Source organism: Pseudomonas sp. (assembly GCF_036387035.1).
Lineage (GTDB): Bacteria > Pseudomonadota > Gammaproteobacteria > Pseudomonadales > Pseudomonadaceae > Aquipseudomonas.
In genome coordinates, this window is the sequence record NZ_DASVUM010000138.1 from 1 (window position 1) to 22325 (window position 22325).

At 62.5% G+C, this 22325-nt stretch carries 24 protein-coding genes and 1 riboswitch; of the genes, 3 read left to right on the forward strand and 21 right to left on the reverse strand.

Features of this window, described 5'->3' with window-relative positions; translation table 11 throughout:
- Together rmuC and VF672_RS13220 are read right to left on the reverse strand one after the other, a co-directional pair.
- Nucleotides 1-1250: DNA recombination protein RmuC (gene rmuC / locus VF672_RS13215; protein WP_331105087.1), on the reverse strand; the 1250-nt coding region annotated here is incomplete at its 3' end.
- A gap of 665 nt (nt 1251-1915) precedes the next feature.
- On the reverse strand, nt 1916-2098 hold the full coding sequence (locus tag VF672_RS13220; RefSeq protein ID WP_331105034.1) for a hypothetical protein: 183 nt from the start codon (nt 2096-2098) through the stop codon (nt 1916-1918).
- Between the two features lie 218 nt (nt 2099-2316).
- Between VF672_RS13220 and VF672_RS13225 the strand changes: the two genes are divergently transcribed.
- From VF672_RS13225 to VF672_RS13235, 3 genes are all read left to right on the forward strand, one after another.
- Nucleotides 2317-2541 carry a hypothetical protein gene (locus VF672_RS13225; protein ID WP_331105035.1) on the forward strand — a complete coding sequence of 75 codons (225 nt, stop codon included), beginning with the start codon at nt 2317-2319 and terminating at the stop codon, nt 2539-2541.
- Between the two features lie 277 nt (nt 2542-2818).
- Nucleotides 2819-3310: a hypothetical protein gene (locus VF672_RS13230; protein ID WP_331105036.1), complete on the forward strand. Its 492-nt coding sequence runs from the start codon at nt 2819-2821 to the stop codon at nt 3308-3310.
- A 139-nt stretch (nt 3311-3449) separates the two neighbouring features.
- Entirely contained in the window at nt 3450-4745 is a 1296-nt protein-coding gene (locus tag VF672_RS13235) for an OmpP1/FadL family transporter (RefSeq protein ID WP_331105037.1), read from the forward strand.
- Nucleotides 4746-4874: 129 nt separating this feature from the next.
- Here VF672_RS13235 and VF672_RS13240 read toward each other — a convergent pair whose 3' ends face one another.
- The 19 genes from VF672_RS13240 to VF672_RS13330 all read right to left on the reverse strand — a co-directional run bounded on the left by VF672_RS13240 (nt 4875) and on the right by VF672_RS13330 (nt 22305).
- A complete protein-coding gene (locus tag VF672_RS13240; protein ID WP_331105038.1) occupies nt 4875-5426 on the reverse strand; it encodes a glutathione peroxidase in 552 nt (183 codons plus the stop codon).
- A gap of 101 nt (nt 5427-5527) precedes the next feature.
- Nucleotides 5528-6475, reverse strand: a complete 948-nt coding sequence (locus VF672_RS13245) for a GlxA family transcriptional regulator (RefSeq protein ID WP_331105039.1) — start codon at nt 6473-6475, stop codon at nt 5528-5530.
- A 254-nt stretch (nt 6476-6729) separates the two neighbouring features.
- Nucleotides 6730-6888: a hypothetical protein gene (locus tag VF672_RS13250; protein WP_331105040.1), complete on the reverse strand. Its 159-nt coding sequence runs from the start codon at nt 6886-6888 to the stop codon at nt 6730-6732.
- 149 nt (nt 6889-7037) lie between these two features.
- Nucleotides 7038-7775, reverse strand: a complete 738-nt coding sequence (locus tag VF672_RS13255; RefSeq protein ID WP_331105041.1) for an adenosylcobinamide-GDP ribazoletransferase — start codon at nt 7773-7775, stop codon at nt 7038-7040.
- Nucleotides 7776-8348 carry an alpha-ribazole phosphatase family protein gene (gene cobC / locus VF672_RS13260; RefSeq protein WP_331105042.1) on the reverse strand — a complete coding sequence of 191 codons (573 nt, stop codon included), beginning with the start codon at nt 8346-8348 and terminating at the stop codon, nt 7776-7778.
- Nucleotides 8345-9397: a nicotinate-nucleotide--dimethylbenzimidazole phosphoribosyltransferase gene (gene cobT / locus VF672_RS13265; RefSeq protein ID WP_331105043.1), complete on the reverse strand. Its 1053-nt coding sequence runs from the start codon at nt 9395-9397 to the stop codon at nt 8345-8347. The genes cobC and cobT overlap by 4 nt, the downstream gene beginning before the upstream one ends.
- Nucleotides 9394-9915: a bifunctional adenosylcobinamide kinase/adenosylcobinamide-phosphate guanylyltransferase gene (gene cobU / locus VF672_RS13270; protein WP_331105044.1), complete on the reverse strand. Its 522-nt coding sequence runs from the start codon at nt 9913-9915 to the stop codon at nt 9394-9396. Before cobU ends, cobT begins: the two co-directional genes overlap by 4 nt.
- Nucleotides 9915-11384, reverse strand: a complete 1470-nt coding sequence (locus tag VF672_RS13275) for a cobyric acid synthase (RefSeq protein ID WP_331105045.1) — start codon at nt 11382-11384, stop codon at nt 9915-9917. The genes cobU and VF672_RS13275 overlap by 1 nt, the downstream gene beginning before the upstream one ends.
- A complete protein-coding gene (gene cobD, locus VF672_RS13280) occupies nt 11381-12373 on the reverse strand; it encodes a threonine-phosphate decarboxylase CobD (RefSeq protein ID WP_331105046.1) in 993 nt (330 codons plus the stop codon). The genes VF672_RS13275 and cobD overlap by 4 nt, the downstream gene beginning before the upstream one ends.
- Nucleotides 12366-13274 (reverse strand): adenosylcobinamide-phosphate synthase CbiB, encoded by a 909-nt coding sequence (cbiB, locus tag VF672_RS13285; RefSeq protein ID WP_331105047.1) that lies wholly within the window; start codon nt 13272-13274, stop codon nt 12366-12368. The genes cobD and cbiB overlap by 8 nt, the downstream gene beginning before the upstream one ends.
- Nucleotides 13271-13921, reverse strand: a complete 651-nt coding sequence (gene bluB, locus VF672_RS13290) for a 5,6-dimethylbenzimidazole synthase (RefSeq protein WP_331105048.1) — start codon at nt 13919-13921, stop codon at nt 13271-13273. Before bluB ends, cbiB begins: the two co-directional genes overlap by 4 nt.
- 64 nt (nt 13922-13985) lie before the next feature.
- On the reverse strand, nt 13986-15287 hold the full coding sequence (locus VF672_RS13295) for a cobyrinate a,c-diamide synthase (protein ID WP_331105049.1): 1302 nt from the start codon (nt 15285-15287) through the stop codon (nt 13986-13988).
- The gene (gene cobO / locus VF672_RS13300; RefSeq protein ID WP_331105050.1) at nt 15284-15895 is read right to left on the reverse strand and encodes a cob(I)yrinic acid a,c-diamide adenosyltransferase; all 612 of its coding nucleotides are present in this window, start codon (nt 15893-15895) and stop codon (nt 15284-15286) included. The genes VF672_RS13295 and cobO overlap by 4 nt, the downstream gene beginning before the upstream one ends.
- A 107-nt stretch (nt 15896-16002) precedes the next feature.
- Nucleotides 16003-16227: riboswitch (cobalamin riboswitch) on the reverse strand.
- A gap of 673 nt (nt 16228-16900) precedes the next feature.
- Nucleotides 16901-17437, reverse strand: a complete 537-nt coding sequence (locus VF672_RS13305; protein ID WP_331105051.1) for a C40 family peptidase — start codon at nt 17435-17437, stop codon at nt 16901-16903.
- 87 nt (nt 17438-17524) lie between these two features.
- Nucleotides 17525-18214 (reverse strand): C40 family peptidase, encoded by a 690-nt coding sequence (locus VF672_RS13310; RefSeq protein ID WP_331105052.1) that lies wholly within the window; start codon nt 18212-18214, stop codon nt 17525-17527.
- Between the two features lie 66 nt (nt 18215-18280).
- Nucleotides 18281-19060: an NAD-dependent deacylase gene (locus tag VF672_RS13315; RefSeq protein WP_331105053.1), complete on the reverse strand. Its 780-nt coding sequence runs from the start codon at nt 19058-19060 to the stop codon at nt 18281-18283.
- Between the two features lie 2 nt (nt 19061-19062).
- Nucleotides 19063-19767, reverse strand: a complete 705-nt coding sequence (gene hda, locus VF672_RS13320; RefSeq protein WP_331105054.1) for a DnaA regulatory inactivator Hda — start codon at nt 19765-19767, stop codon at nt 19063-19065.
- 336 nt (nt 19768-20103) lie between these two features.
- The gene (locus VF672_RS13325) at nt 20104-21177 is read right to left on the reverse strand and encodes an AI-2E family transporter (RefSeq protein WP_331105055.1); all 1074 of its coding nucleotides are present in this window, start codon (nt 21175-21177) and stop codon (nt 20104-20106) included.
- A gap of 54 nt (nt 21178-21231) precedes the next feature.
- Nucleotides 21232-22305, reverse strand: a complete 1074-nt coding sequence (locus VF672_RS13330; protein WP_331105088.1) for a DUF2066 domain-containing protein — start codon at nt 22303-22305, stop codon at nt 21232-21234.
- Nucleotides 22306-22325: the final 20 nt, after the last annotated feature.

The following is a 22325-nucleotide window of genomic DNA, read 5'->3' on the forward strand; positions in this document are numbered from 1 at the left end:
ATCAGATTGCCGCGCCCCTCGACGAGCTTGTTTCGCGCCGCGCTGTAGGCCTTGTCCAATTGTTGGAGGCGGCTGCCGACTTCGTCCAGGTCCTGAATGAACAGTACAAACTTGTCGTAGAGCCACCCTGCCCGCTCGGCGATTTCCCGGGCGTTCTGGCTCTGCCGCTCCTGCTTCCACAAGCTGTCGATGACCCGCAGCGTTGCCAGCAACGTGGTCGGACTGACGATCACGATATTGCGATCAAACGCCTCCTGAAACATGTTCGGCTCAGCCTGCAACGCTGCAGAGAACGCCGCTTCGATGGGGACGAACAGCAAAACGAAATCGAGACTGTGCAGCCCTTCAAGACGTTTGTAATCCTTGCCGGACAGGCCTTTGACGTGATTGCGCAGGGACAGCACGTGCTGCTTCAACGCCGCCTGGGAAATGACCTCATCGTCGGCCGCCACATATTGCTGATAGGCGGTCAGGCTGACCTTGGCGTCGACAACAACCTGTTTGTCGCCGGGCAGCATGATCAGAACGTCAGGCTGGAAGCGTTCGCCGTCAGGTCCTTTCAGGCTGACCTGGGTCTGATACTCGCGGCCTTTTTCAAGACCGGCGTGCTCAAGCACACGTTCCAGAATCAGTTCACCCCAGTTGCCTTGGGTCTTTTGGCCCTTCAGCGCACGGGTCAGGTTGTTTGCTTCATCGCTCAGGCGCAGGTTGAGTTGCTGCAGGCGCTCCAACTCCTTGCCCAGGGAGAAGCGCTCGCGAGCCTCGTTCTGGTAACTCTCTTCGACGCGCTTTTCGAACGACTGGATGCGTTCCTTGAGCGGGTTGAGCAATTGCCCCAACTGCTGCTGACTGGTTTCAGCGAAACGCTGCTCGCGCTCATCGAAGATCTTGCCGGCGAGTTCGGCAAACTGCGCACGCAATTCATCGCGCGAGCCCTGCAGGTCGCTGAGTCGCTGTTGATGGCTGTCCTGCTGCTCGCGCAGTTCGGCGCCAAGCGATGCACACTGGGCGTCGAGTCGGCGCAGTTCGGCCTCTCTGGCGGTCCGTTCACGGCCCCAGTCTTCCTGCGCCTCACGCGCGCCCTCGTGCTGTTGGCGAAGCAGTTCCACTTCTCTGCGCAAGGCCGCCAGGTCCGCCTGCTTGACCGCATTGGCCTGAGCGAGATCGCTGATCTCGTCGCGGCTGGCGTCCAGCTGAGCATTAAGCCCGTCCTGGGCCATTTGCGCATTGCTCAGGCGCTCGTCAAGCAACGCGGCGTCCGCCTCGCGCTGCGCCAGACGCCGTTGCAACTGCCACGCCAGTCCCAACAAAGGCACCGCCGCCACCGCCAATCCCAGCAACAGGCTGGTCCACTCGAAAACCATAAATCACAACTCCGACATTCATGCAGGCGGCATTATGCGCAGAAGCGACGTCGACGTCAGATCGAGGTTAAACAGGCGCGCCGCATGACAAAACCGATAGCGAATGCTTCAAGAGTGGCGTGGTAGAGCCAGCGCTTGGGACAATCCACAGAACCTGTGGATAACTCAGTGGACAACACCCCTTAAGCTCTCGCAAACGCACGTGGAATGGGGCCTGCGTTCAAACTGACGATTTTTTCACCAGTGCAAAAAAACGATGGTTTTCATTGACTTAATAATTCGTTGCATTAAATCAAGCGGTTAGCGGCCGACGTGACAGTGACATGACAGATACCTTTCGCAATGTGCACAAGTTGATTTGAGCGGCGCATAAGCCTGGATTGTCAGCTCTGTCACCGGCTCAAACTCTGCCGGAATAAGGCATCGAGCCAGCACTGCCCGCGAACTTCATTCGCTTGCGCGCCCTTGGTACTGGTCACTTTTTTGTAGTCGACGCTTGCACCGCGCTGGCGAATCCATTAGCATCGCCGCCGTTAGTACCAAGCTGAAAGTCAATTCTGATCGAACAAATCCCCCAATCCCGGTTCGCCAACTGAGCGAACGGATTGAAAAAAGGGATCGATCACCTCGATGGTTTCCAGACATGAACTCACACGACCTGCCGTCGATACGCTGGTGTGTGCAGAACTTTCATGGACTGCCCAACCAGCCTGCAAATTGATCAGGATCTTCACCTCGAGCATCGAACCTTAGCTCGCGTCGTGTTGCCTGCCCTCCTAAGTACCTACCAGTCAGCCCGCGCCACATTTAAATGCGCTCAACTGGCTGCTTTTGTTCCAGACAGGTTCTGCGCCCTGCCCCTGACTCGCCTTCGAGCATCGGTCCGCGTTTACTGGAACGTTTTAATTTTGCACGCCTCTTATTGCGTGTCGATTCAGGAAACACCCATAACATGACTAATCATATCCAGACTCAAAACGCTATTCGTACACTGACCAACGCTTTTGCTCCGATGAACTGCCTGATCATGGCAGCGCGCAAAGGCTGCTTCAGCTTCACCATCGTCAACGAGCACGGTATCGCCCGCCACAGCGAGCGTTTGTACCCGGATCAATACTCTAGCGATGCTCCGCTGCAGGCTGTGATCGACCGTACGCGTCAGGCCCTCGTTGCCTGATACCGTCCGTCGGCAAATCCCGCTGCATCGACAAGGCCTCACCCGATAAGGGTGGGGCTTTTTTGTGTCTGTTTTACTTACATAAAAGCGACAGATGCAGTGATGAATCCCAACCACCTTGTTTTCATGGAAACGGAAACACTCTGAAAACAGGCCTTTACGCCGTCAATATCACACTACACTTCAACTCGGCGGCTCACGTCGCTGCCGGCGGGCCCACTCCATCCGTTGCTGCCAAGCGCCAGGGCCTGCCGACTCATTGACCCTCGAGGGTGTTATGGGAATCGCCGCCAGTGAATTGTGTCGCTACGTCATCCGCCCGACGCTTATGTACCTCGGTCGAGACAACCGAGCCGCCGAATCCCTGCTGCTGTGCGTCGCCGCCAGCCAATCGGCGTTAGGGGCCGAGCTGGATAACCCGCGCGGCCACGGGCTCTACAGCATCGGCGATGCCCAGCACCGCCAGCTCTGGGACGTATACCTTGCCCGCGACCCTGACCTTGCGAGCCTTGTTCGAGGCCTTGCCAGCCAACACGCGTTCCTCACCGGGCCCGATCTTGAGCTGACAGTGAACTTGCGGTACTCGACGGCGATTGCCTGGTTGATGGTTGAAGCCAGCCAGATTTCGCTGCCTGACGCAGACGATTGGCTGGCCATGGCGCAGCTGTGGCGCGAGGTGTTTCAGCCCGAAGGTCAGCTCCAGGATTTCACCTTTGCCTGGCAAACCTGCGTCAGCCCTTTGTTCCAGCCCTCGGCGGCCATTTCATGACCGATGAGTATTAAATGAAAAACGATGCGAACTTTCAGGATTGTCCTACAAAACCGCTCTAACTCCGCGGGTGCAGGCTATGGCGTGCGGTGAGAAATATTGGTAATTTCCGCGCGGTGATCAACAAGGAGTTCTAACAATGAAAAAAACAATGATCAAATCCAGCCTCAGTCTCGCCATCACACTTGCCTCCACCCAGATTTTTGCATCCGGTTTTGCCCTGAACGAACAAAGCATCAGCGGCATGGGGACCGGTTTTGCGGGCCGCACCTCGTCCGTCGATGATGCCAGCATCGTTTACGGCAACCCGGCCGGCATGTCGCGCCTCAAGCGCGCACAAGCCACCGTGGGCGTCGCCGCGATCGATGCCTCGACCGACATCTCCGACACCAGCGGCCGCAGCACCGGTACCAACAAAGGCGACATGGTGCCTTTCATCGCGGTTCCGATGGGTTTCTACGTCAACCCGGTCGACGACCACTGGGCATTCGGCTTCGGGGTCTACGCGCCGTTTGGCCTGGTCACCGACTACGAAAACAGCTTCCAGGGCCGCAACTTCGGCAGCAAGAGCATCGTGAAGGTCGTGACCTTCCAGCCGACCGTCAGCTACGCCTTCAATGACAAGGTGTCGATCGGTTTCGGGCCGACCATCAACCGCATCTCCGGCGCGCTGGAATCGGCACTCAATGTCAGCCCGCTGCTGGGCGCCCGCACCGGTGACGGTCGCGTGCAGGTCAAGGGTGACGACGTTGGTTACGGTTTCAACGCCGGTATCCTGGTGCAGGCCACCGACACCACCAGCGTCGGTCTGACCTACCACTCCAAAGTGACCTACAAGCTGGAAGGCCACACGGAAGTCACTCCGGGCGCCGGCGTGCCTTCGGCCATTCTGCCGGGCGGTCGCTACGACGCGAAACTGAACATCGATACACCGGAAACCGTCGACTTCTCCGTTACTCAGAAAATGAACGACGCGTGGAAGCTGTACGCCGGTGCGACCTGGACACGCTGGAGCCGCCTGCAGGACATTACTGTCAACAACTCCGGTATCACGCCAGTGTCGCGCCGCGACGCGACATCAACCCTGGTCGGCACCATCAAGGAAGATCAGAACTGGCACGACACCTGGGCCTATGCCGTGGGTACGTCGTACCAGTTGAACAAGCAGTGGGTATTGCGTACCGGTCTGTCGTTCGACCAGTCGCCGACCAACAACGAAAACCGTTCGCCGCGCATCCCGACGGGTGATCGCACGATCTTCAGCCTGGGCGCCGGTTACAGCCCGACCGATGACATCACAATCGACGTGGCTTACTCCTACCTGCAGGAAGAGTCCGTCAAGGTCGCCGACGCGAATGCCTTGGGTCAGAGCTACAACGCGAAGTACGAAAACAGCGCCAACGGTTTCGGCGTGGGCATGACTTACCGCTTCTGATGCAGTTGGCGGGACAGGCACATCACCTGTTCGCCATACAGAAAACCCCGCAGCCAGCAATGGCTGCGGGGTTTTTCGTTATGCCCGGTGGTCAATGTTCAGTGGTGAGTCAGCCCGCTGCTGCGCCTGTTACGGTTTTGAGGCGATGGCCTTCTCGACGGCGGAGATGAGCGCGGGATCATCTGGCGCGGTTTCACTGGAGAAGCTGGCAACGACGCTGCCTTTGCGGTCCACGACGTACTTGTAGAAGTTCCAGCGTGGCGGGTTGCTCTGCTCGGCCAGGATTTTGAACAGGTTGATGGCATCGGCGCCACGCACCGGCTGCGGTTCGGTCATGGTGAAAGTGACACCATAGTTGACGTAGCAGACCTTGGCGGTTTCCGCAGCGTCCTTGGATTCCTGGAGAAAGTCGTCCGACGGCACGCCAAGGACTTCTAACCCCTGGCCTTTGAAGCGCTGATTGAGCGCCTCAAGCCCTTTGAACTGAGGCGCGAAGCCGCAGAAGCTGGCGGTATTGACCACGACCATGGGCTTGCCTGCGAACTGCTTGCACAAATCGATGTTCTGTTTGGCCCGCAGCTTGGGCAGTTCGCCTTGCAGCAGCGCCGGGCAATCGGCAGCCATGGCCGCACCGCTAAGGGCAAGCAAAAGCAAAGGGGCGTGAATCCAGCGAAGGGCCATGGCAACATCCATTCATGAGCGACCAGAAAGGTGGACTGTCGCCACGCTACTCCGCCGCGTGACGGATGCCTAGCGTGCCGTTGAAGCGGTGGTCTTCACCGTTAGCCGACGCTCTCGATCGCCGTGAACGCTCGCTGCATGGCCTGGGGCGGCTCACCGAAGTTGCGCAGAAACGCCTGACGCATTCTTTCCCGATCGCCGAATCCGGTTTCCCGGGCGACCACTTCGACGGGATGCCGACTGGTTTCCATCATGGCCCGCGCCACTTCCACGCGCAGGCACTCGATGGCTTTCGCCGGGGTCTGCCCGGTTTCCTCGCGAAACACCCGGCTGAACTGGCGAGGGCTCAACCGGGCAATCGCCGCCAATGCGTCGATGGAAAGGTCGCTTGTGAGGTTCTCGCGGGCATAGGCCAGCGCCAGTTGCACGCGGTCGGACTTGGGGTCCAGCTCCAGCAAGGTCGACAGCTGAGAATGCTCGCTGCCGCGACGCTGATAGATCACCAGCTTGCGTGCGACTTGCCGGGCGATGTCGGCGCCCAGATCGTTCTCGACCATCGCCAGCGCCAGATCAAGCCCCGCGCTCATGCCCGCGCCGGTCCAGATCTGACCGTCCACCGTAAACAGTTTGTCGTCTTCGACGCGAACGTTGGGGTAACGCTTGCGGAACTCGGGTGCGTGAATCCAGTGCATGGTGGCGCGCTTGCCATCGAGCAGGCCGGCTTCCGCCAGGACGAAGCCGCCTGTACACAGCGACGCCACCCGCCGCGATTGAGCAGACGCGGTGCGCACGAACTCCAGCAGGCTTGGAGTCGGCAATTGCAGGTCCATGTAGCCGCTGACGATGATCGTGTCGTAGCCCTCGGGCTCCAAGGGCGTGGTGTTGACCGAAAACCCTTCGGAGGACATGACCGCCCCGCCGCTCTCGGACACCAGGTGAAAGGAATACGCCGCTTCGCCCTGCATCAGGTTCGCACAGGTCAGCACGGACCCGACTGACAGGCTAAGGGACTGGAATTGTGGGTACACCACCAGCGCAACGCTATGCATGACACCTCTCCGGCTGTCCGGAACACGATGGATAAGTCTTCGACTGTCTAGGGGCGAAGCCTTTTGCGAAATAAGGACTCAGGCTCTTTCCGGCGCCGACTCAGGCCACAGGCCGAGCCGGCTTGCTGGCGAACGCATTGGGTCAGTGCCATCGATATCGGCTGACATTACGGGTTCGCCAGCAAGCCGGCTCCTACAGTGATGCGCTGGATAATGGTCTGGCGGCGTGTGATTTGACAGGCCCACAGACCACATCAATCGCCCATCAGCGCCAATGTCACTAGCACCAGCGTCTCCAGCAGTTCCAGCATCGCCCCGGCGGTATCGCCCATGCTCCCGCCTAGCGACTGCGTATGGGCGAAGCCATTTGCAAAATAGGGGTTCAGGCTCTTCCCGGCGCTGATTCTGGCCAAAGGCCGTAGGAGCCGGCTTGCTGGCGAACGCGTTGGGTCAGTGCCATCGATATCGGCTGACATTACGGGTTCGCCAGCAAGCCGGCTCCTACAGTGATGCGCTGGATAGTGGTCTGGCGGCGTGTCATTTGACAGGTCCATAAACCACATCAATCGCCAATCAGCGCCAATGTCACCAGCACCAGCGTCTCCAGCAGTTCCAGCATCGCCCCGGCCGTATCGCCCGTGCTGCCGCCCAGGCGCTGGATCATGACGCGGCGCAGCCAGAAGAAACCGCACGCTGCGACCACCAGCACCCACGCCGCATGACTGCCTGCGATGAGCAGGCACAGCACCGCCACCGCGACGAGCACCCGCACGCCGGTCTGGCGCGGCAGGTGGTCGGCCAGCGCCTGTCCCAGTCCGCCGGCGCGCACGTAAGGCGTGTTGAGAAACAGCGCCAGCATCGCCGCGCGGCTGATCACCGGAGCCAGTAACAGGCCGACGCTGCTGTGGGCTTCGATCAACGCCAGCACGGCGCTGAACTTCAACAGCAACACCACCACCAGTGTGACCACCGCAATGGGGCCGCTGCGTGGGTCTTTCATGATGGTCAGGGTGCGCTCGCGGTCGCCGAACCCGCCGAGCCAGGCATCCGCGCTGTCGGCCAGGCCGTCCAGGTGCAGCCCTCCGCTGAGCATCACCCAGGCGCCGATCAGCAATGCGGCGTGCAGCAGCGCAGGCGCGCCAACAAGCACCTGGTTCAGGGCCACCAACAGCACGCCAAACAGCAACCCCACCAGCGGGTAGAACAGCAACGAGCGGCCCGATTGCTGGGGCGTCGGCATGCCCGGCAGCCGAATCGGCAGGCTGCTCAGAAATTGCAGGGCGATCCAGAACGGCAGCATTTAAACCTCCGTCAACACGCCGTCGGCCTGCACATCAAGGCCAAACAGAGCGCCATGGGCCACGGTCACCTGCAGCAATTGCTCGCGGGGCAGTCCCCGCGCGCGGGCCAGCAATAAACGCATCACCCCGCCGTGACTGATCAGCAGCACGCGCTGCCCGTCATACGCCTGCTGCAACCGCTCCACGGCGCCCAGCACGCGGGTCGCAAACGCCTGCACCGGTTCGCCGTTGGGCGGGGTGAAGCCGTACGGATCCTCCCAAAAGCGCCCCAGCCCGGCAGCATCAGTCTCCATCAGCTGCGCGGGGCTCTGGCCTTCCCAGTCGCCGAAGTGCAATTCCTGAAGACCGGCGTCCCGCTCGACCGTTAACCCCAGTCGCGCGGCCAGTTCATCAGCGAAGTGCGCGCAGCGTTGCAGCGGCGAGCTGACAATCCGGTCCCAGGGCCCATGATCAGTGACCGCCGCGCGCATCTGCTGCCAGCCAGTGTCGGTCAGCGCGTCGTCGATGCTGCCGCGCAGGCCGCCGCCACATTCGGTTTCGCCATGACGCAACAGGTCCAGACGCAGCGTCATGCCGGGCGGTCTGCCACGGCGGCTTCGGCGAAGGTCGCCATGCCGTTGTGCAGCTCACAGGCCAGGCGCAACAACGGCACCGCCAGCGCCGCGCCACTGCCCTCTCCGAGACGCAGACCCAGGTCGAGCAACGGCTCGGCGTGCAAGGCTTCCAGCACCAGGCGATGGCCCGGCTCGGCGCCACGGTGGCCGAAGAACAGCCACGCCCGGCAGGACGGATTGATGCGCACGGCCACCAGCGCTGCCACGGAACAGATGAACCCGTCGACCAGCACAGCAATGCCCTCTTGCGCGCAGGCCAGGTACCCGCCGACCAGCGCCGCGACTTCAAAACCGCCGAGGTCGCGCAGACTCGCCAGCGCGTCACCGGCCGAGCCAGCGTGCAACCGCAGCGCCCGCTCGATCACTTGCGCCTTGTGGCTCACGCCCTGTGCATCCAGACCGGTGCCCGGACCGACCAGCGAACTCGCCGGGCAATCCAGCAATGCACAGGCCAGCGCACTGGCGACCGTGGTGTTGCCGATGCCCATCTCGCCGCCGATGAACAGCTCGGCACCCGCAGCCCTGGCGCGCAGCACGCTGTCGCGGCCGCCCTCCAGCGCAGCGTGCAGTTGCGCCTCGCTCATGGCCGGACCCTGGGCAAAATTCGCGGTACCGCGACCCAGATTAAGGTGACGCACGCCCGGCAGCTCCAGCGGCGAAACCGTGCCCAGATCGATCACGTCCATCTGCGCCGACAACTGCCGCGCCAGAACGCTGATCGCTGCACCGCCCATGATGAAGTTGTGCAGCATCTGACCGGTCACCGCCTGGGGGTAAGCCGATACGCCTTCGGCAACCACGCCGTGGTCGCCGGCAAAAATAGCGATCCAGACCTCATCGACCTTGGGTTTAGGCCGACCCTGCAGGCCAGCCAGTTGCACCGCGACGTCTTCCAGACGACCCAAAGAGCCGGTGGGCTTGGTCAGTTGTTGCTGCCGGGCCAACGCTTCTTCGCGGCTGGCTTGATCGACGTCTTTGGCAGGCGCGAGCCACCAGGCGTTACTCATAATGCGGGTCCTTTCAGGGTCATGGGCAGTCCGGCGACGGTAAACACCACGCGATGGCAGCATTCGGCCAGCGCCTGATGCAGCCAGCCGGCCTCATCGACATAACGACGGGTCAGCTCACCGAGGGGCACGACGCCAAGCCCGGTTTCGTTGCTGACAAAAATGATTTCGCCCGGCAGCGTGTTCAGGCTGTTGAGCAAGGCTTCTCGCTCCTGAGTCAGACGCAGCGAATCGTCCAGCATGAGCAGGTTGGTCAGCCAGAGGGTGAGGCAGTCCACCAACAGACAGCGCTCCTCTCGGGCGTTTTCGCGCAGGACGCGGGCCAGTTCGACGGGTTCTTCGACAAGGCCCCACTCTGCCGGACGACGCTGACGGTGCAGGGCGACGCGCTGGTTCATTTCGCCATCCAGCGGCTGGCTGGTGGCGATGTAGACAACGTCCAGGGCGCTGTTGCTGGCCAGCGTTTCAGCCAGCCGGCTTTTGCCGGAGCGCGCGCCGCCGAGGATCAATTGCAGCATCAGGGTTGCTCCAGGCCGCAGAGTTGTCGCAGCAGGGTGCCGTCCAGGTGGGTTTCCACCAGATCGGCCAAGCGTTCAATGTCGCGTTCGCGCAGGGCGTGGTAATCGACCGATTGCACATTTGCCAGTCCGGCCCACCGCAGCAAGGCGCTGCTCGACGCCGGGTTCTCGAACAGGCCGTGCAGGTACGTGCCGAGCACTTGACCGTCAGGACTGCGTGCGCCATCGCAGCGACCGTCGGCGAGCTGAACCAATGGATGCTCCAGCGCCGCCCCGGTGGTCACGCCCGCGTGAATCTCATAACCGCTGACCTCAGCACCCTCGAGAGTCAAACAACCTCTGACATTGCGCAGTTGCTTCTCTTGTTCAAGGACCGTGCTCAGCGCCAACAACCCGAGCCCGGGGCTTGAACCGGCGACGCCTTCAAGCCCCAAGGGGTCGTGCAACTGTTCGCCGAGCATTTGCAGCCCACCGCAAATGCCCAGCACCTTTCCGCCATAGCGCAGGTGGCGGCTGATGGCCGTGTCCCAGCCGTTGGCGCGCAGATAGGCAAGGTCGCTGCGCACGCTTTTCGACCCCGGAAGGATGATCAGGTCAGCCCCGGGAATCGCCTGTCCCGGGCCGATGAATTGCAGGTTGACCTGCGGGTGCAGGCGCAGCGGGTCGAAGTCGGTGTGATTGCTGATACGCGGCAGGACCGGCACGATCACGTTGAGCACCTGCTCGGCCTTGTCGGTCTGACGCTGATCGAGGCCGTCTTCCGCCTCAAGGTGCAGGTCCATGACGTAGGGCAACACGCCGACCACCGGTTTGCCGGTGCGCTGTTCGAGCCAGTCCAGACCCGGCTGCAGCAAGGCGATGTCACCGCGAAAGCGGTTGATGATGAAGCCTTTGACTCGCGCCTGCTCGCTGGGCGAGAGCAACTCCAGCGTGCCGACCAGATGTGCGAAAACGCCGCCGCGGTTGATGTCCGCCACCAGCAGCACCGGACAATCCACGGCTTCGGCAAACCCCATGTTGGCGATGTCGCCAGCGCGCAGGTTGATCTCTGCGGGCGACCCGGCGCCTTCGACCATCACCACCGGCCAGCCTTCGCTGAGACGACGATGGGAGGCGAGCACGGCCTGCATCGCGATGGCTTTGTAGTCGTGATAGGCGACGGCGTTCATGGTGGTGACGGCGCGCCCGTGAATGATCACTTGTGCGCCAGTGTCGCTGTTGGGTTTGAGCAGCACCGGGTTCATGTCGGTGTGCGGCTCAAGGCCACAGGCCTGGGCTTGCACGGCCTGGGCCCGACCGATCTCGCCGCCGTCGGCCGTCACGGCGCTGTTCAGGGCCATGTTCTGGGGTTTGAACGGCACGGTGCGCACGCCCTGGCGGGTCAGCCAGCGGCACAGCGCCGTCACCAGCGTACTTTTGCCCGCGTCGGACGTGGTGCCCTGCACCATCAGGGTTTTGCCGATGTTCATGCACGCTCCCGGGAAAATTCGGCGAGCGCCTGCTCCAGACGCTGCCAGTCAGCTTCCTCGCGGGGCAAGCCAAATCGCAGGCTGCTGTTAAGGGTAAAGATGCGCAGGAGGATGCCTCTTTTTGCGCAGAATTCGTAGAGCTCCTCCGCCAGCGGCGTGATCAGCCACTGGAACAGAGCGCAGCCGCCTTTGGGTGCAAAGCCATGGCGGTCAAGGACCCCGACCAGTCGCTGGCTAGCCTGCTCGTTGCGCTGGCGCTGGCGTTGATGCCCGGCCACATCGCTGAGGCAGGCCTGACCGAGGATGCGCGTCGGCCCGCTGACCGACCAGGGGCCGATCTGCCGCGCCAGGACTTTGAGAAAGCGTGCCTCCGCCAGCACGAAGCCAAGACGCACCCCGGCCAGTCCGAAAAACTTGCCAAACGAGCGCAGCACAATGAGCCCCGAACGCTGGGTGTAAGCGGCCAGGCTCAACTCCGGCGTGTTGTCCATGAACGCTTCATCGACCACCAGCCAGCCCCCGCGCTGGGCGAGACGCGCGTGCCATTCCAGCAGGCGTTCTGGCGCGAAGCTCAGCCCGGTGGGGTTGTTCGGGTTCACCACCACGAGCACATCGAGCTGGTCGAGGAAGCGTTCGACTTCGTGCTCCGACACCTCGCGCACCAGAAAGCCCGTGTTGCGCCAGGCCTCGGCGTGCTCGGCGTAACACGGCGACAGCACGCCAACCTTGCCCGCTTGACGCAGACGCGGCAGGGCTTGAATCGCGGCTTGCGAACCGGCCACCGGCAGCACGTCCGTGGCGCCATAGTAGCGGCGGGCCGAGGCTTCCAGGCCATCGTCGGTTTCCGGCAGACGCGCCCAGGCGGCTTCAGGGATGGCGGGAATCGGCCACGACCACGGCGAAATCCCGCTGGACAAGTCGAGCCAGTCCGCCTCGTCGATGCCGTATTTAAGGACCGCGCCACGCAATCGACCGCCGTGCTCAAGCATAGAATTCTGGCCCCAGACACAAGATCAGCAACCACAGCCAAACGCCGCGTTGCACCAGCTGCCAGCCGCGATCAATGGAATTCGCGTCCGCCGGTACGCCCTCGCCCAACGTGGCGCGCTCGTGCAGCTCACCGTGATAAATCGCCGGGCCACCCAGTTCGACGCCCAGGGCACCGGCACCGGCGGCCATCACCGGCCCGGCGTTCGGACTGTCCCACTTCGGTGCCTGGGTGCGCCAGCAGCGCAGGGCGAGTCGGGTTTTGCCCAGCAGCGCGTAGGTCAGCGCCACCAACCGCGCCGGAATGTAGTTGAGCAGGTCGTCGATTTTCGCCGCCGCCCAGCCGAAGCGTTCGAAGCGCTCGTTACGATAGCCCCACATGGCGTCCAGCGTGTTGCTCAAACGGTAGAGCACCACGCCCGGTGCGCCCAGCACGACGAACCAGAAGATCGCGGCGAACACGGCGTCGCTGCCGTTTTCCAGCACCGATTCGGTGGCCGCCCGGGCCACTTCGGTGCTGTCCAGCTCGGCCGTCTGCCGGCTGACCAGGTAGCTGACGCGGCGGCGCGCTTCGTCCAGATTGTCGCTGCGCAGCGCCTGAGCGACCGGCTCGACGTGCTCGCCCAGGCTGCGCAAACCCAACGCGCAGTAAAGTGCCAACACCTCAACCAACCAGCCAATCAGCGGCAGCCAGCTGAGCAGCGTCGCGATCAGGGTCAGCGGAATCACGGCGATGAACCATGCGGTCACGCCATGGCTGCGCCAGCCCCGGCCGGCGACATTCAGGCGCTGTTCGATACGCTCGGCAAAGCGCCCGAACGCCACCAACGGATGGTTTCGGTTCGGCTCCCCCAGCAGCGCATCCAGCGCGACCCCGGCGACGGTCAATAACGCCACGCTCATGGCGTCACTCCCCAGGTGTTTTCGTAAACCAGCGTTTGCAGTTCGCGCGGCTCGGCCCAGCCCTCCAGCACCAGCATCGGCGCCGGGTAAAATGCCTTGACCGGGCCCAGGCACAAAATCGCCAGGGGTTTTGAACCGATTGGCATCTTCAGCAGATCGGCCAGCGCCAGGGGATCGAACAACGACACCCAGCCCATCCCCAGCCCTTCGGCACGCGCCGCCAGCCACAAGTTTTGAATGGCGCAGGACAGCGACGCCATGTCCATCTCCGGCAGGGTCCTGCGACCAAAAATATGCTTGTCACGGTCGTCCATCAATGCCGCGACCAGCACTTCGGCACAGTCACTGATGCCTTCGACTTTGAGTTTCATAAAGTCATCGGAACGCTCGCCGAGGGCCTCAGCGGTGCGAACGCGTTCCTCCTCGACCTGCGCCTGAATCTGCGCGCGCAAGGCTGCATCGGTGATGCGGATGAAGCGCCACGGCTGCATCAAACCGACGCTCGGTGCGTGGTGCGCGGCCTCGAGCAGGCGCGCCAGCAGCTCAGGTGCGACCGTGCCGCCACAGAAGTGGCGCATGTCACGACGCTCGGCGATGGCGCGGTAGACGGCGGCGCGTTCCGGATCGGTGAAGGTGTGGTCAGTCATTGAGACACTCGGCCTTCGCGAGCACGCTCGCTCCCACCGAATGCGGCGGTTGAATAGAAGGGGATCATGGCAAAAACAGCGCCGCCACCGCCTGGGGATTCGAGGGAAAGTAAAAGTGCACGTAAGACGCGGTCATGCGCCCTTCCCGGTACACGGCTTCGGCGCCGCGGCCGCCATTGGGGCTGAGGCCTCGGGCGATGGGGGTCAGTTCGGTGCTGGTCAGCGAATGGTGATAGGTGTGACCGCGCAAGGTGCCTTCCGGCAGGTCGACCGATTGCAGCGCCAGCGCCGCGAGACGTTTTTGCATCACGGCTTCGCCCTTGAGCAACCCGACCCCTTCGGCGCGCTGCCCGTCGACATCGGTCAGGGCATCGAGTAGGTACAACATCCCGCCGCACTCGGCGAGCAGAGGTTTGCCGGCTGCGTGGTGCGCGCGGATGGCGGCAAGCATGGGGTGGTTGGCGGCGAGCGCCGTGTGGTGCAACTCCGGATAGCCGCCCGGCAAATACAGGCTGTCGGCGTCAGGCAATTGCTGGTCGCGGATGGGCGAGAAGAAGGACAGTTCGGCGCCCATCGCCCGCAACAGGTCCAGGCTGGCGCCGTAGAAGAACGCGAACGCCTCGTCATGGGCGATGGCGATGCGCACGCCGGCCAGCAGCGGCTCGGCCTTGACGAACGCCGGCGCGGTGAAGGTTACTGCGGGCGGCAACGTGGCGTCGCAGGTGCTGGCCAGCGCGGTGGCGGCGGCATCCAGGCGCATGTCCAGGTCATTAAGTTCACTGGCCTGGACCAGCCCGAGATGCCGGCTGGGCAACTCGATACCGGTCTCTCGCGACAGCGCGCCGTACCAGCGCAGGCCCTCGGTCAGGCTGCCTTCGAGCAACTGCGCATGGCGCACCGTGCCGACGCGATTGGCCAGTACGCCGGCAAATGGCAGATCCGGCTGATACCGCGCCAGCCCCAGCGCCAGTGCGCCAAAGGTCTGCGCCATGGCGGTGCCGTCGATCACACCGAGCACAGGCACGCCGAAACGACGGGCCAGGTCTGCGCTGGACGGCGTGCCGTCGAACAAGCCCATGACGCCCTCAATGAGGATCAGGTCGGCGTCGGCGGCCGCTTCCCACAACAGGCGTCGGCTTTCGTCCTCCCCCACCATCCACATGTCCAGTTGATACACCGGATGGCCGCTGGCGCGTTCAAGGATCATTGGGTCGAGAAAGTCAGGCCCGCATTTGAATACACGCACCTTGCGTCCCTGATTGCGATGCAAGCGGGCGAGTGCGGCGGTGACAGTGGTCTTGCCCTGACCGGACGCCGGGGCGGCGATCAGCACGGCCGGGCACTGCCGGGGTTGACGCTCACTCACAGTTCGATGCCTTTCTGGGCTTTGATGCCAGCCTGGAAGGCATGCTTGACCACGCCGATCTCGGACACCGTATCGGACAGGTCGATCAGCTCCTGCTTCGCCCCGCGACCGGTCACGATCACGTGCTGCATCGGCGGGCGTGCCTGCAAGTCGCTCAACACTTGCTCCAGGTCCAGATAACCGTGCTTGAGGGCGATGTTCAGCTCATCAAGGATCACCATACCGATGGACGCGTCCTTGAGCATTTCGCGGGTCACGGCCCAGGCGGCTTCGGCCGCGGCGATGTCGCGCTGGCGGTCCTGGGTTTCCCAGGTGAAGCCCTCGCCCATGACGTGGTAACGCACTTGTTCGGGGAAGCGGCGAAAGAACAGTTCTTCGCCGGTGCTGTTACGTCCCTTGATGAACTGGACGACGCCGCACTGCATGCCATGCCCCATGGCGCGGGCCAGCATGCCGAAGGCCGAGCTGCTCTTGCCTTTGCCGTTGCCGGTCAGTACCAGCAGCAACCCGCATTCATTCGGCGCGCTGGAAATGCGCTCGTCCATTACCGCCTTTTTGCGCAGCATGCGCGCCAGGTGGCGTTCGTCACGTTCGGGGGATTCGCTCATCTCAGCTCTCCGCTTGAGGGCAGGTGTGGCAAACGGAGGACGCAGGCAAAGGCTGACAGCAGGCACAGGACAAGGCCCGGCCTGCAACAGAGCATCGCCCTCCGTGATGCTGTTCGATGGATCAGGCCGGTCTCCGGACTCATGAGTTGCCACCTGCGTGGCAGACCCGGCGCCTTCCCATGTTCAACGAACACAGTGGCACGTGCCGGGCCTTGACTCATTCACCGTTGCGGAGGCAGCGCCGGAATTGATCGCAAAAGCGCTCGCACCGGCTTCCCTGTTTCACCCTGTCGGCCAACGAGGCCCCGGGCACCTGAAACATGGCGCGAAGGTTAGAGGGTTGACCCGGGAGCGTCAATCGAGGGATCGCATTGGCAGGTGCGTGCGAAAACTCAGATTGGACCTGGCCAGTGCCTGAAGCGCAAAACAGCGCGCGTGGCTTGTCCCGCGATCAGCTAGCAGTCGTGGAACCGATGCCCCGATTTGCCTGACCCACTGCATGCACCGTTCTGCTGCCGCTGCGCTCCAGATCGCGGGACAAGCCACGCCCCTACGGTTTCATCCGCATAGCGCGAAGAGTTCGCCCCAAAGCCGCGATCCGCATATCGCCATGGGCATCCGCAAACACCACGATTCATGTAGGAGCGTGGCTTGTCCCGCGATCGGCTGCGCAGCAGGCGTGAAACCGATACCCCGATTTTCCCTGACCCACTGCATGCAACGTTCTGCTGCCGCTGCGCGCCAGATCGCGGGACAAGCCACGCTCCTACGGTTTCATCCGCAGCGTCCAGAGATTCGCGGCAGGCCACGATTCCTGGAGCCGGCTCGCTGGCAAAGGCGTCGGGGGTCAGTCGGCTTCGGGGTCAGTCGCCTTCAATGGTGATGGGAAAATTGCATTCGCCAGCAAGCGGCTCCCACGGTGGGGGTGTTTGCCAGGAATGGGTTCGCGGGGCTGACCCTATGTTCACCCGCCAACAGCGCGCGGACACATTGCGTCAGCAGCAACTACTGCTTGGCGAGATTCGAAGGCTGGATAACGCGCTTGGCATTCAGCCACGCTTTTTGCCAATAGGGCTTGTCGAGGCTGTCGAGCTTGACGGTGCCGCCAGTGGCCGGTGCGTGGACGAACCGTCCTTCGCCGACGTAGATGCCGGCGTGGCTGACATGCGAACCGCCACCGGTGGCGAAGAACACCAGATCACCGGTCTGCAACTGGCTGCGGTCGATGTCGGGGCCGCGCAGAGTGATCATCTCCCGCGTGGACCGCGGCAGGGTGATACCGGCGGCGTCGTGGTAGACATAGCCGATCAAACCGCTGCAATCGAAACCCGAATCAGGCGTGTTGCCGCCCCAGCGATACGGCGTGCCGACCAGTCCGATCGCGCGCAGCAGAATATCGTCGGCAAGCGGGGAGGGAAACTGGGGAGGAGCGGAAACAACAGGCCGGTAGACGAGCTTGCGTGGAGCGGGTGGTGGTGTGCTGGAACACGCGGCCAGCAGCACAGCCAGGGAGGCAACAATCAGGCGAACCGTAAACGACATAAACACGACAACCTGTGCGGGATGCAGCTTGCTTTGCCGAGAGCCAGGGTTGCGCGCAAGACAGTCAAGCTCCTTGCGCGCCCAGGATTAACGGTGTTGGCGCTTGATTGTAGTCGAGCTCATGGCGGTGGTGGTCTCAGGTACCGTTGACGGTGCCATGGCCAGCGCGCGCTTGGCTTCGATGAAGGTGCGTGACCAGTACGCGTCGTCGAGGCTGTCGACACGGACGCCACCGCTGCGGCGGCTGCTGGAGTGGATGAACTGGTCATCGCCCAGGTAGATGCCCGCATGGCTCACACGACCGCGGCCGGCGGTACTGAAAAACAGCAGGTCGCCAGGTTTGAGGTCGTTGCGCTTGATCAGAGGGGCATCGATGTTGATCATTTCGCGGGAAGAACGCGGCAGGCTCATGCCCGCTTCTTCACGGAACAGGTACCCGATGAAGCCGCTGCAGTCGAAACCGGAGGTGGTCGACGTGCCGCCGAAGCGATAGCGAGTCCCTATCAGCGATTTGCCGCGCTCAAGGATGCTGTCGGCCAGAACCGGCAGGCGGTAAGGCTTGTTGTCGGCGAATTGCGCGAGTTCGTCTTCGGTGGCGACTTCGTCGTCCAGCACGGAGGCGGCGTAGTCTGCGCGCTTACCGGCAGATTGCGCGGTGGCGGCGTCCCGGAATTGCGGGCTTTGCGACTGCTGTTGCGACGTCGGCATCTGGGCCGCACAGCCGAACAGCAGCGTTACGAGTGCGAGAGGCACGAGGGGTGCGAAGCGGTTTAGCATGTGCACGACCGTGGCTGAAGTGTAAAGAAGCCGAGACTATGCCCTCTATCGTATCCATTTGCAAATTCAATCGAAACAAATGTGACTTACGATGTCGTCCATCACTTCTAAGGCTCTGCACCTCAGAAACGCATCCATGTGCGCAGAATGATCGGTGGGCGACGGGTTTATCTCGGCAGTAAAGCCTCCCGTCACTCGAGCACGCAGCATTGGCTCATGGATGTACGGGAAGCTGGCGGTGGTTCCGATGCTGAGCACAGCGTCAAAGCCTTTGGCCATCTCTTCCTGAAGCACGTTCAATGCCAACTCTGGCAACATCTCATCAAACAACACCACTGGCGGCCTCAAAACGCCAGCACAGCGGGCGCACAGCGGCGGCAATGGCCGACTGAGATGCTCGCTCAACTGCGGGTCCTCGGCGCCACAAGATTGACAGTACAGCGGCGCTAACTGGCCGTGGATCTCAATCAACCGTTCCGGCGGACTGCCCGCCGCCCGGTGATAGCCGTCGACATTCTGCGTCAACACCCAGCATTCAGGCTTGCGCCGCTGTAACTCAGCGATGGCGTAATGCGCCGCATTGGGACGTCCGCCGAGGCAAGCGCTGCCCAACTGTGCGATGTATTTCCAGCAAAGGGCGGGGTCACGGCGCAGCATCGGGCCGGACAAGGCCATTTCGATCGGCAGGCCGTCGTCGGTCTCGCCGTTATAAAGACCGCCAACACCACGATAGGTCGGCAAACCGGAGTCCGCCGAGAGGCCCGCGCCGGTGATGATCAGGATACGTGTGGCGTGGCGCAAGGCCGCGGCGGTTTGCAGGACCAAGGCCGGATCGACCGCGGGCACGCTTACCAACCCAGGGTTTCTTTCAAGAAGGGGATGGTCAGCTTGCGCTGGGCCTGCAGCGACGCCTGATCGAGTTGCTCAAGCAGGTCGAACAGCGCGCTCATGCTGCGCTTGCCTCGCGTCAGGATGAAATGCCCCACCTCATCGGTGAGGTGCAGACCCCGACGCGACGCGCGCAATTGCAGGGCGCGAAGTTTTTCTTCGTCGGACAACAGGCGCATCTGGAAGACCAGCGCCATGGTCAGCCGCGATTTCAGGTCCGCCAGCTTCACCGGGAGCTCACGCGGCGAGCATGAAGCGGCGATCAGCAAGCGGCGGCCACTGTCACGCAACCGGTTGAACAGATGGAACAACGCCTCTTCCCACTCAGGCTTGCCGACCACTGCTTGAAGGTCGTCAAGGCACACGAGCTCGTATTGCTCCAGGCGATCGAACAGACCGACACCTTGATCAAGAAGCTCGGCCATCGGCAGGTAAACTGCCGGCTCGCCCATTTGCTCGAAGCGCAGGCAGGCTGCCTGTAGCAGATGCGTGCGCCCTACCCCGTTCTTGCCCCACAGATAGATGAGGCTTTCGGTCCAGCCGGCCTCGGCTTCGCACAGCCGCTCGACATAGCCGAGTGCAGCGGCATTGGCGCCTGGGTAGTAATTGATGAAGGTGGCGTCATCTCGCAGACGCACACTCAGGGGCAGCTGAACTGGTTTCATGCTGGCTGAACGGTTCATGACGAACCGCCAAAGGGCCTCTGTGAAAAGTGCGCAAAGTCTATACCCGCAGGGCTGGGCGCACAATGCGGCAGACTGCCAGCAAAATCAAAGGCTTGCGTAAGTGACGGGCACGACTGGGGAATCCCGGGAAAACCCGCCCTAGAAAGCTTCGCACTTTGGACGCGGCAGGCAGGACTGTAGGAGCCGGCTTGCTGGCGAACGCAGTTGGTCAGCAACACGTGCGTTGACTGACACAACCGGTTCGCCAGCAAGCCGGCTCCCACACAGGCAGCCCCACCGATTCAGCGTGGTCCACTGCCCGCCGCAGGAACGGAATCAGAGATCAGGGTCGTCCAGACCGCCGTAGATGTCCGAATCCTTGTACAGGTCGTGTACATGGCGCACCAACACCATGATCACTGCGGCCACCGGCAGGGCCAGGAGAATGCCGGTGAAACCGAACAGTTCACCACCCGCCAGGATCGCGAAGATCACCGCGACCGGGTGCAGACCGATGCGGTCACCCACCAGCAGCGGCGTCAGGACCATGCCTTCCAGGGCCTGGCCGACCATGAAGACCGCGACGATGCCCAGCATCGGGTACAGGTCGCCGCCAAACTGGAAGAAGCCCGCCAGAATCGCCGAGCCGATGCCGATCACAAAACCCATGTACGGCACGATGGCCGCCAGACCGGCAATGACCCCGATCAACAAGCCCAGCTCCAGCCCGACCAGCATCAACCCGGCGGCGTAGATCACGCCCAGCGCGACCATCACCAGCAACTGGCCGCGAATGAACGCGCCCAGCACTTCATGACACTCGTCCGCCAGCGCAACGATTTTCTTCTCGCGGTGACGGGGCAACAGGCTGCGCACCTTGGCGGTCATCACGTCCCAATCGCGGAGCAGGTAGAAGCAGACCACCGGGATCAGCACCAGGTTTGTCAGCCAGCCAATCAGCGCAAGGGTCGAAGTGGTCGCCTGGGACAGAACGATACCGACGATGTCGCCGGTTTGCCCCATGTGCTCGGAGATCGCCGCCTTGACCTTGTCAAATTTCCAGAAGCCATCTGCCAGCCCCAGTTTGGCTTGCGTCCACGGCATCGCGGTGTGTTGCAGCCAGTCGAGAATCTGCGGCGCCAGTTCGTACAAGCGGTAGAGCTGCTTGGCCAGCATCGGCACCAGCACCAACAACAGCCCCATGAAGATCAGGGTGAACAACAGAAAGACGGTTACCACACTCATGCTGCGTGACAGCTTGAGTTTTTCCAGGCGATCGGCCAGCGGATCGCCCATGTAGGCCAGTAAGAGCGCCACGAGGAAGGGCGTCAGAATCGAATGCAACAGCCAGACGAACAGACAGACCAGGACAACCCCGCCCAACCAGAACCAACGACGCGTATCAGTCATTACTGCCTCTTTCCCCAGGATAGTGTGCTTCGTGCAACGTCGTTATGAACCTGTTCACCAGCGGAAGTGCAACGCTGTGTCAGAAACAGTTGGCGCCGGCGGCGGGGTTGGCGTGCCGTCCGCCGAAACGGGCGCAGGATTGGGCGCAGCATTGATCGGGGGGCTGGCGATTTCACTGGCCGGCACTTCCTGCAGCTTCGCCAGTGCCAGCTGCGAGCGCAGCTGGTCGGGGCTGCCGCTGACGTCGAAGGCAATGCGATCACCATCCACTGACTTGAGGCGGCCACCGAAAGGCTCGATCAGGCGCAACAGCTGCGCGTAACGCTCCAGGTTCATGCCTTGCACATCCAGCACCATGCCCGTCGAAGCGCCCGGCTTGACCACGAATCGTGGGGCCAGACGCTGACTCACCGCCAACAGCACTGCATCGGCCAGCTCTGCGGAGCTCGCACCGCTGGCACTGCCCTGCTCCATCTTGTCGCCCAGCCACAGGTGCCATTTGCCCTGCCACTGGCCGCCATTTTCCTGCGCGTGAACGGCCAGAATTGCGTCCGAGCCGTAACGCTCGGAGGCCTCTTTGAGCGGGCCGACATTGTTGCCATCCAGGGTCTTGGCGTTGCCGATGCCTTGTTCACCAAGGTCTGCCAACGGCAGGCGCAGCGGCAGACCGCGATGCTGGGCGGCGCGGCGCAAAGGTTCTGCAGAAGCCTGGCCGTCGCCAACCAGATTGGCGCCGTCAGTCGCGTCGTTCAGCCACCAGGCCATGATCACCGGACGGTTGGAGCCCCACAACGACAGCCCCGCCTGCCGCATCACACGCTCGGTGCTCGACGGATCGAAATCGACCTGCAGGGTTTCGGGAGGGCCGGCGTCGTACCCGTACTGACTGATGATTTGCTGAGGGTCCTTGCGCACCTCGGCAAGGCCGCCGTTCTGCAGTGCCTTGGGGTCGCCGGTCAGGCGGATGACCAGGGTTTCAAGCGCGGCCTGAGTGGCACGGGTTTTCTCGTCCGAAGTTTGCCCGCTGACCGGCTCGCGCACCTGATACAGGGTGTTCACCGTCTCGGCGAGCGCCGGCAGACTCATCAATGAGAGACAACCCACGAACAGGCAGTTTTTTAGGCGCATGAATGAAGGTGGACGCATGA

Coding starts and splice junctions, on each gene's coding strand:
- VF672_RS13225 (WP_331105035.1), top strand. CDS start 2,317: ATGACTAATCATATCCAGACTCAAAACGCTATTCGTACACTGACCAAC.
- VF672_RS13230 (WP_331105036.1), top strand. CDS start 2,819: ATGGGAATCGCCGCCAGTGAATTGTGTCGCTACGTCATCCGCCCGACG.
- VF672_RS13235 (WP_331105037.1), top strand. CDS start 3,450: ATGAAAAAAACAATGATCAAATCCAGCCTCAGTCTCGCCATCACACTT.
- VF672_RS13240 (WP_331105038.1), bottom strand. CDS start 5,426: ATGGCCCTTCGCTGGATTCACGCCCCTTTGCTTTTGCTTGCCCTTAGC.
- VF672_RS13245 (WP_331105039.1), bottom strand. CDS start 6,475: ATGCATAGCGTTGCGCTGGTGGTGTACCCACAATTCCAGTCCCTTAGC.
- VF672_RS13255 (WP_331105041.1), bottom strand. CDS start 7,775: ATGCTGCCGTTCTGGATCGCCCTGCAATTTCTGAGCAGCCTGCCGATT.
- cobC (WP_331105042.1), bottom strand. CDS start 8,348: ATGACGCTGCGTCTGGACCTGTTGCGTCATGGCGAAACCGAATGTGGC.
- cobT (WP_331105043.1), bottom strand. CDS start 9,397: ATGAGTAACGCCTGGTGGCTCGCGCCTGCCAAAGACGTCGATCAAGCC.
- cobU (WP_331105044.1), bottom strand. CDS start 9,915: ATGCTGCAATTGATCCTCGGCGGCGCGCGCTCCGGCAAAAGCCGGCTG.
- VF672_RS13275 (WP_331105045.1), bottom strand. CDS start 11,384: ATGAACATCGGCAAAACCCTGATGGTGCAGGGCACCACGTCCGACGCG.
- cobD (WP_331105046.1), bottom strand. CDS start 12,373: ATGCTTGAGCACGGCGGTCGATTGCGTGGCGCGGTCCTTAAATACGGC.
- cbiB (WP_331105047.1), bottom strand. CDS start 13,274: ATGAGCGTGGCGTTATTGACCGTCGCCGGGGTCGCGCTGGATGCGCTG.
- bluB (WP_331105048.1), bottom strand. CDS start 13,921: ATGACTGACCACACCTTCACCGATCCGGAACGCGCCGCCGTCTACCGC.
- cobO (WP_331105050.1), bottom strand. CDS start 15,895: ATGAGCGAATCCCCCGAACGTGACGAACGCCACCTGGCGCGCATGCTG.
- VF672_RS13305 (WP_331105051.1), bottom strand. CDS start 17,437: ATGTCGTTTACGGTTCGCCTGATTGTTGCCTCCCTGGCTGTGCTGCTG.
- VF672_RS13310 (WP_331105052.1), bottom strand. CDS start 18,214: ATGCTAAACCGCTTCGCACCCCTCGTGCCTCTCGCACTCGTAACGCTG.
- hda (WP_331105054.1), bottom strand. CDS start 19,767: ATGAAACCAGTTCAGCTGCCCCTGAGTGTGCGTCTGCGAGATGACGCC.
- VF672_RS13325 (WP_331105055.1), bottom strand. CDS start 21,177: ATGACTGATACGCGTCGTTGGTTCTGGTTGGGCGGGGTTGTCCTGGTC.
- VF672_RS13330 (WP_331105088.1), bottom strand. CDS start 22,305: ATGCGCCTAAAAAACTGCCTGTTCGTGGGTTGTCTCTCATTGATGAGT.